Annotated in this window: 6 protein-coding genes; 3 read left to right on the forward strand and 3 right to left on the reverse strand. The window is 68.9% G+C overall.

Annotated elements, in window-relative coordinates:
• The first annotated feature begins 81 nt into the window (after window positions 1-81).
• Both eccE and eccA2 read left to right on the forward strand, forming a co-directional pair.
• Window positions 82-1,689, forward strand: coding sequence for a type VII secretion protein EccE (gene eccE / locus BST14_RS27110; RefSeq protein ID WP_083067375.1), 1,608 nt, complete (start codon window positions 82-84; stop codon window positions 1,687-1,689).
• Between the two features lie 132 nt (window positions 1,690-1,821).
• Window positions 1,822-3,663: a type VII secretion system ESX-2 AAA family ATPase EccA2 gene (gene eccA2 / locus BST14_RS27115; protein WP_083067376.1), complete on the forward strand. Its 1,842-nt coding sequence runs from the start codon at window positions 1,822-1,824 to the stop codon at window positions 3,661-3,663.
• A gap of 5 nt (window positions 3,664-3,668) precedes the next feature.
• Here eccA2 and BST14_RS27120 read toward each other — a convergent pair whose 3' ends face one another.
• The gene (locus BST14_RS27120) at window positions 3,669-4,109 is read right to left on the reverse strand and encodes a nitroreductase family deazaflavin-dependent oxidoreductase (RefSeq protein ID WP_083067377.1); all 441 of its coding nucleotides are present in this window, start codon (window positions 4,107-4,109) and stop codon (window positions 3,669-3,671) included.
• A complete protein-coding gene (locus BST14_RS27125; protein ID WP_083067378.1) occupies window positions 4,106-4,963 on the reverse strand; it encodes an NAD(P)H-binding protein in 858 nt (285 codons plus the stop codon). The genes BST14_RS27120 and BST14_RS27125 overlap by 4 nt, the downstream gene beginning before the upstream one ends.
• Before the next feature lie 111 nt (window positions 4,964-5,074).
• On the opposite strand from BST14_RS27125, the gene sigI reads away from it, so the two are divergent.
• Window positions 5,075-5,932 (forward strand): RNA polymerase sigma factor SigI, encoded by an 858-nt coding sequence (gene sigI / locus BST14_RS27130; RefSeq protein ID WP_083067379.1) that lies wholly within the window; start codon window positions 5,075-5,077, stop codon window positions 5,930-5,932.
• Here sigI and BST14_RS27135 read toward each other — a convergent pair.
• Window positions 5,929-6,891: a MinD/ParA family ATP-binding protein gene (locus BST14_RS27135; RefSeq protein WP_083067380.1), complete on the reverse strand. Its 963-nt coding sequence runs from the start codon at window positions 6,889-6,891 to the stop codon at window positions 5,929-5,931. The genes sigI and BST14_RS27135 overlap by 4 nt on opposite strands.
• Window positions 6,892-6,900 lie beyond the last annotated feature (9 nt).

The raw sequence follows: 6,900 nt of genomic DNA on the forward strand, positions 1-6,900 counted from the left end.
CAACATCGCCATCGGGTTCCTGGGGACGGTGGCTGCCGGCGTGCTCGTGTTCGCGATCGCAGCGCGGTTGCGGAGGGCGCGATGAGGCCCGACCTGACCGGGTTCAGCCGCGCGAGCAATCGCCGGGTGGCCGGCGTGTGGGCGGTGTTCATGCTTGCCGTCGCCGGCTGGTTGGTGGGCGGCTACATCGGCGCCGTCGTCGCCGTGGCGGTGGGGGCCGCGCTGGTGTTCGCGCGCTGGTGGGGTCAGCCGGCGTGGTCGTGGGCCGTGTTGTGGCGGTGCGGCCGGCGTCCGCTCGACTGGGCGGCCCCGACCACCGTGGCCAACAACCGGTCCGGTGGCGGCGTGCGCGTGCAAGACGGCGTCGCGGTGGTCGCGGTGCAGTTGCTGGGCAGGGGCCACCGGGCCACCCGGGTGACCGGCTCGGTGACCGTCGAGACCGAAAACGTGTTGGACATCGTCGAATTGGTGCCGATGCTGCACCAGGCGCTTGGCCTGCAGCTCGACTCGATCAGCGTGGTCACCATCGGCTCCCGGCACGGCACCATCGGGGACTTTCCGCGGGTTTATGACTCCGAGATCGGAACCCCGCCCTACGCGGGCCGGCGTGAGACGTGGCTCGTCATGCGGCTGGCGGTGATCGACAACGCCCGGGCCCTGTTTTGGCGCACGACCGTTGGCGCCGCGGCCATTTCGGTCGCACAACGCATCGCCGGATTGCTGCGCTGCCAAGGGATGCGCGCCAAGGTGGCCACCGCAACCGACCTCGTGGAGCTTGACCGCCGGCTGGGGTGGGACGCCGTGTGCGGAACCGCGCAGCGATGGAAAGCCATACGCGGAGAAGCGGGTTGGATGACGACCTATGCTTATCCGGCCGAGGCGATCACATCACGCAACCTTTCGCAGGCATGGACGCTGCGCGCCGACGAGGTCATCCAGAACGTGACGGTTTTCCCGGACGCCAGGTGCACCGCCACCATCACCGTGCGCACACCCACTCCCGCGCCGACACCGCCCAGCGTCATCCTGCGCCGGCTCAACGGCGAGCAGGCCGCCGCGGCGGCCGCGAACATGTGCGGCCCCCGTCCGCATCTGCGTGGCTTGCGGCGCAGCCCGCTGCCGGCGGAGCTGGTCACCGAGATCGGACCGTCGGGCGTGCTGATCGGCAAACTCAGCAACGGTGACCGGCTGCTGATGCCGGTCACCGACGCCGGCGAGCTGTCGCGGGTGTTCGTCGCCGCCGACGACCCGATCGCCAAGCGGATCGTGATCCGGACCGCCGGTGCCGGCGAGCGGGTGTGCGTGCACACCCGCGACATGTCGCGTTGGGTCAGCGTGCGCATGCCGGAGATCAGCGTGGTGAGCAGCCCGCGCCCGGCACCGCGAACGAGCGTCAGCGTCGTCGAATACGCCCCGCGACGCGGGAGCGGCGGGGGCGCGCCCGAGGGCGGCATCGAGGCGGCGATCTCACCCACTCCGCGCCCGGCGACTGTGATCACCATCGCCCCGGCGGGAACCGAACTCTCCGAGGGGCATCGGAACGGCTTCGAGGTGATCATCGAGCAGATCGGGCCGGCGGTGGTCAACGTCAGTGCAGCAGGAGAGGATTGGCTTGTCGAGATGGACATGTTCCGCGCCGAGAACCGCTACGTCAGTCTCGAGCCGGTAGGCATCTCGGTCGGCACGTAGCAAATCAGCAACGCGAATTTTGAGGCACGGTGTGATGAGCGCACGCAGCGGATGCGGCGACAGCTCGATTCGGTTGAAGTCGGCTGTCCGCGACCCCGGCGACCCTAACCGCGGTGCCCGGGATGGGGGGACATGATGGGTGATTTGCAAACTGCGCGAAGGCATTTCGATCGTGCCATGGCGATCAAGAGCCGACAGGGCCGGGCGGCGGCGCTGCCGGAGTTCGTTGCCGCCACCGACGCCGACCCGTCGATGGCCGATGCGTGGTTGGGCCGCATCGCGTGCGGTGACAGCGACCTGGCGTCGTTGCGGCGGCTCTACGCCACCAGCGAATGGCTGCACCGCGAGACCACGCGCATCGGACAGACGCTCGCCGCGGAGATCCAGCTGGGTCCCTACATCGGCATCACGGTCACCGACGCGTCACAGGTCGGGCTGGCACTGTCGTCCGCGTTGACGATCGCGGGGGAGTACGCCGAGGCCGACAGGCTGCTGGCCAACCGTGACCTGCTCGATTCCTGGACTAACTACCAGTGGCACCAACTGGCCCGCACGTTCTTGATGTACCGGACGCAACGCTGGCCGGACGTGTTGCTGGCGGCCGCCGACGAGTTGCCGGCGCAGGCCATCGTCATGTCGGCGGTGACCGCGTCGATCTGTGCATTGGCCGCCCACGCCGCCGCACACCTCGGACAGGGCCGGGTCGCGCTGGACTGGCTCGACCGCGTCGACGTGATCGGGCACACCCAGTCGTCGTCGCGCTTCGACGCCGATGTGCTGACGGCGTCGATCGGCCCGGCCGATATTCCGTTGCTGGTCGCCGATTTGGCCTATGTGCGCGGGATGGTGCACCGCCAGCTGCGCGAGGAGGACAAGGCCCAGATCTGGCTGTCCAAGGCCACCATCAACGGCGTCCTGACCGAGGCGGCCAAAGAGGCACTGGCCGACCCGAACCTGCACCTGGTCGTCACCGACGAACAGACCATCGCCAGCCGCACCGACCGATGGGACGCCTCGTCGGCCAAGAGCCGCGACGAGCTCGACGACGACGCCGCCGCCGACGTGCGCGCCGAGCTGTTGGCCGAGGGACGCAAGCTGCTGGCCAAGCAGGTGGGACTGGCCGCAGTCAAACAAGCGGTCGCGGCGCTGGAAGATCAACTCGAAGTGCGGATGATGCGGCTCGAGCATGGCCTGCCGGTGGAGGGTCAGACCAACCACATGCTGCTGGTCGGCCCGCCCGGCACCGGTAAGACGACCACCGCCGAAGCGCTGGGCAAAATCTACGCCGGCATGGGTATCGTGCGCCACCCCGAGATCCGGGAGGTGCGCCGTTCGGATTTCTGCGGCCACTTCATCGGCGAATCCGGGCCGAAAACCAACGAGCTCATCGAAAAGTCGCTGGGGCGAATCATTTTCATGGACGAGTTCTACTCGCTGATCGAGCGCCATCAGGACGGCACGCCCGACATGATCGGCATGGAGGCTGTCAATCAGCTCCTAGTGGCGCTGGAGGCGCACCGATTCGACTTCTGCTTCATCGGGGCGGGCTACGAAGATCAAGTGGACGCTTTCCTCACCGTGAACCCGGGCTTGGCGGGCCGGTTCAACCGCAAGCTGCGTTTCGAGTCCTATTCGCCGGCGGAGATCGTCGAGATCGCGCACCGCTACGCCACGCCGCGCGCCAGCCTGCTTGACGATGGCGCCCGCGAAACGTTTCTGGACGCGGCGACGACCATCCGCAACTACACCACCCCGGGCGGCCGCCACGGCATCGACGCCATGCAGAACGGTAGGTTCGCCCGCAACGTCGTCGAGCGTGCCGAGGGTTTTCGCGACACCCGGGTGGTGGCGCAAAAGCGGGCGGGTCAACCGGTGACGGTCGTGGACCTGCAGATCATCACCTCGGCCGACATCCAGGCCGCGGTGCGCAGCGTGTGTTCGGACAATCGCGACATGGCGGCCATCGTCTGGTGACGCGGTTATGCCGGCTCGAATCGGAAAACGGGCAGCCGCCCCGCCAGCGCTTCGAACTCGTCGGGAGTGCCGTCCCGCACCATCCCCGAGCGTTTCGCGAACGCCACCCCAACCGGGACCTCGGTTGGGAACGCCCGCAGCACCGGTCGTGCCTCGCTGGCGGAGAGTTCGACGATCCGCACGGGGCGTGACCGTCGGCCGCGGCTCAGGGTGCCCATGCCGGCCGCCCGGGCATTCGCCGCCCAGTCGGCGCCGGGATAGCCGGCCACGACGTACAGGCCACCCCGAAAGTTGAACGGCGTCATCGGGGTCCGCCGTGGTTGACCCGACTTGCGGCCGGGCACGGTGAGCACCATCGCGGGGCCGGTCGGGATGCCGAGCCGTTGGACCGCCATCATGAACTTGTTCATCGGTTTGAGGTAGCGCGGGGGACGTGGACCGGTCATCTGGCGACTCCTTCATTCTGGTTGCTGAACATGGCTCGGTGCTGGAAAACCCAGTGCGCGAACGGGACTGGAGGCCGGTCGAGGATCTTCTCCACGTCATGGGTGACCAGGGCGGCCTTGTCGAGCGCCTCGGACTGCATGGCGAGGTAGGCGTCGGCGAATCCGGGATTGAACCCCAGGCCGACGAACCGTTGCCGCACGGCATCCGCGGGGATCTCGCGGTACTGCAGCGGCCGGCCCAGAACGGCGCCGATGACCTCGACCAGCTCCGCGTTGGTGAAGGCCTGCGGGCCGGTCAGCGGGATGCGTTGTCCGACAAGCTCATCGGTGAGCAGAGCGCGTGCCGCCACCGCGGAGATGTCGGTCTCGACGATCGGCGCCGACGATGCCGCGGCGTAGGGTCCGGCGACCACGTCGCCGGCGCGGATCTGGGCGGACCACATGCCGGCGAAGTTCGAGGCAAACATTGTGGGCCGCAGGCTGACCCAGTCCAGCCCCGAGTCGGCCGCGAGGCGTTCGGCCTCCCGGTTGCGGTCCCCCCGGAACCGGGACGGCTGCCGGGCGAGGTCGTCGTCGGCGTTGATCGCCGACAGCGCCACCAGCTTGGTGACACCGGCGCGCCCGCACCGGGCCACCACGTCTTCCAGTTGCCCGCCCAGCGCCCGCGAATTCAGGAAGACCGCGGAGGCACCCGGTAGCGCCTCGGCGGCCGAACCGAACACCTCCACCCCCGAGGGAAATCCGGCCGGCCCCGGCTGTCGGGTGACCGCCCGCACGCGGGCCCCCGCGGCCAGCAGTTCGGTGACGAGTGGGCGTCCGACGTTGCCGGTCGCTCCGGTGACGACGATGGTCATGACAGGTTTCCTTCCGTGAACTTCCTGCACTGCTGAAACGACGGGGCAGAAGGTGGGAAAGTTACACGGGAGAACTTGTAACTTTTCGCCCCAGCCGATCGTCGAAGAGTCATGAACCAGTCGCAGTCGGCCGGCGACCAGGTCGGCGAGGCCTGGCGTCGGCACCACCCCTACCTGGTAAACCTTGCCTATCAGATGCTGGGAGACATCGGGGATGCGGAAGACGTTGCGCAAGAGGCCTTTCTGCGGTTGTCGCGCGCCGACGTGAGCGAGATCGAGGATGCCCGGGGCTGGCTGACCGTGGTCGCGAGCCGGCTCTGCCTGGACCAGGTGCGTTCGGCCCGCGCCCGATACGAACGGCCCGGCGAGGTTGCCGATCAACCGGCGCCGGGCCGCTTCGACCCGGCCGACCGGGTCACCCTCGACGACGAGATCCGCACCGCGTTGCTCGAGGTCCTGCGCAGGCTCAGCCCCGGTGAACGGGTCGCCTTCGTGCTGCACGACGTGTTCGGCGTCCCATTCGACTCGATCTCGCAGACCGTGGGCCGCCCGGTCGGCACCTGCCGCCAACTGGCTCGCAGGGCACGTGCGAAATTCCAGGCGGCACAACCGAAGCTGACCGATGTCGCATCCGCTGAGCATCAATTGGTCACCGAGAAGTTCATGACCGCATGCGCCAACGGTGACCTCGAAGCGTTGGCCGCCGTGCTGGATCCGACGGTGTGGGGCGTGGGCACCATCCTCGCCGACCCGGCGCCGCCACAGCAGATCAACCGCGGGCCGGATGCGGTGGCCACCAACCTGTTGCGCTACCTGTGGCCGGACGTGACCCTGGTCAGCGGTCCGGTCGGCGGACCGGTGTTGCTGGCCTTCAGCGGGCGCCGCCTGTTCGCCGTCATCGTGCTGACGATCCGCGGGTCCCGGGTGTGCAAGATCGAGGCGATCGCCGACCCGTCGGCGCGGGCTTAGTTCTGCTCGCCCGCGTGGTCTCCGCCGTGCGGACGCGACGCGAAGTACCCCGCGATGGTCGCGGTGATCTCGAGAAATTTGCGTCGGGTGGCCGGGGCCATCTCGTCGCCCACGTCGATCACGCCGCCGGGCCGCAGGTGGGGGTCGAAGGGCACTTCGATCACCGGCCGGCCATGATCGGTGAACTCGCGGGCGAGCAGGGCCCGGGTGCGTTTGTCGGCGTGGCCGTCGGAATCGTTGAGCACCACGATGGTGTGACGCAACAGTTCGACCAGGCCCTGGTCCGCCAGCCACTCCATGGTCCGCGCGGCGGCGGATGCGCCGTCGGCCCAGGGGGAGGACACCACCATCAGCGCGTCCAGGTCGCGCAGGACCTCCTGGGTGAGCGGCGCGTCCATGGTCGAACCGCAGTCGATGACCGAGATCGTGAAATGGCGGTCCAGTCGCAGCGCGGCTTCCCGGTAGATCGCCGGGTCGAGCACCCGGCGCGGGCCCGACGCCGGTTCACCGGCGAGGACGTGAAGACCCGCGACGTTGCGGCCCAACCGCGCCACCACGTCGTCGAACGACCGCAGGTTCTTGTCCGCGGTGAGCTCCCAGAACGAGCCCGTCGACGCCGGGTCGATCCGGCTGCTGAGCCGGCCGAACGCGGTGTCGGCGTCGATCGCGACCACGTGGTCTTGCCTGCGGAGCGCGGCGAACAGCGAGCCCACGCTCCCGGCCACCGACGTCTTCCCCACGCCCCCCTTGCCCAGGACGCCGACCTTGTGGTTGCCGTACAGGCGGGTCCGGATGGCCGCTTCGAACTGAGCCTCCTGCCGCTGGGCCGGCGACGGGCCCAGGGTGATCAGCCCGAAGGTGATCAGCCGCAGGAGGCGTCGCCAACCGCGATCGGGTAGCTCTGCGGGCGCCTGCGGCGGCGCAACAGCAGTAGCCTGGGTCGCCTGCTGGGATGACACCGTGGGCGG

This window comes from Mycobacterium arosiense ATCC BAA-1401 = DSM 45069, assembly GCF_002086125.1.
Classification (GTDB): Bacteria; Actinomycetota; Actinomycetes; order Mycobacteriales; family Mycobacteriaceae; genus Mycobacterium; species Mycobacterium arosiense.